At 49.3% G+C, this 1,310-nt stretch carries 1 protein-coding gene and 1 pseudogene; both read left to right on the forward strand.

From position 1 onward, the window contains the following. A pseudogene (locus D5S03_RS04730) lies at nucleotides 1-407 on the forward strand (Rpn family recombination-promoting nuclease/putative transposase); the annotation flags it as partial. Between the two features lie 187 nt (nucleotides 408-594). Beyond that, nucleotides 595-1,310, forward strand: a 716-nt coding sequence (locus D5S03_RS04735; protein WP_287042817.1) for an aldo/keto reductase, incomplete at its 3' end; no start/stop codon positions are given.

Raw genomic sequence — 1,310 nt, forward strand, 5'->3', positions numbered from 1 at the left:
AGGCGCGCTTACTTGATTTTGTGCAAATGATTTTGCACTACCTGGAGGTAACCAGGGACGAAAAGGAATATATTGACATAAAAAAGATTGCCGAAACCGAGATAGACGAAGGGGAGGAATATATGGGAACCATAGCTGAAATGTTTAGAAGAGAAGGGGATGAGAGGACGGAACAGAGGTTTTTACAAGAAAAACCTATATGGGAGAAGCAGAGTGAACTTAAAACAACCCAAGAAATGCTAGTCAAATCCCTTAAAATGAGGTTTGATTTAGTAAAGCCGAATATCAAGGAACAGATAAGGTTTATCCAAGATGTAGATACCCTGAACGATTTGTTTGAGATGTCTTTCAAGTGCTCCTCTATAGAGGAATTCACCGACCTCCTAGAAAAGGTTACAGAAAATTAATACAATACTTAGCTTATCCCTATCTGTAAACGAGATGAATGAGGAGTCTATGGGAACATAGAAGAAAAGTAACCATTCAGGGGGCAGGTATCGGCCATCAGTCACCACCGAGGACCGCCTGAATGCTTGCATCAATGGACTGTCTCTTGTCCTGTATGGAAAACAATTCAGCCTGAAAGCAGAATTTATGCAAAAAAAGATGGACCGCAGGAAATTTATGTGCACCACTGCCGGGGCGGTTGCCGGACTGGGAATAACCGGTATTGAAGCAGCGGGCGGCCCGGCAGCTGTGTCTGCAGCTGATGCAGACTCAAAGGACATGCCCAGAAGAAAGCTTGGACGCACCGGTCACCAGGTATCCATATTCAGCCTGGGCGGCGAAGCCACAGTGCAGCAGTCCAGCAGGCAGGACGAGGCAGAAGCCATAATAGACAAGGCTCTGGATCTTGGGGTAAACTATATCGACACCTCTCCCACTTACGGTGGAGGAGGCAGCGAGAGCAATATCGGCAAGGTCATGGCCCGCAGGCGAAAGGAGGTTTTTCTGGCCTCCAAGACCCAGGACCGCACCTACGATGGGACCATGCGCCTGATCGAGCAGAGCCTGAAACGCCTGCAGACTGACTACCTGGATTTGTATCAGGTGCACAGTGTCCGGGTAAATGATGACGTGGACCAGGCCTTAGGCAGGCAGGGGGCGGTCCGGGCCATGGATAAGCTTAAAGCGGAAAAGGTCATCCGCAACATGGGCATCACCGGGCACAAGGACCCGGATGTGCTTATCCGGGGCATAACCCGCCATGATTTCGACACTGTCCTTCTCACCCTCAACGCTGGAGACATACATTACCGGCCATTTCAGGAGGATCTTCTGGAAAAGGCGGCAGAAAAGCAGATGGGAAT

Source organism: Desulfonatronospira sp. MSAO_Bac3 (assembly GCF_003838035.1).
In the GTDB taxonomy this organism is placed as follows: domain Bacteria; phylum Desulfobacterota; class Desulfovibrionia; order Desulfovibrionales; family Desulfonatronovibrionaceae; genus Desulfonatronospira; species Desulfonatronospira thiodismutans.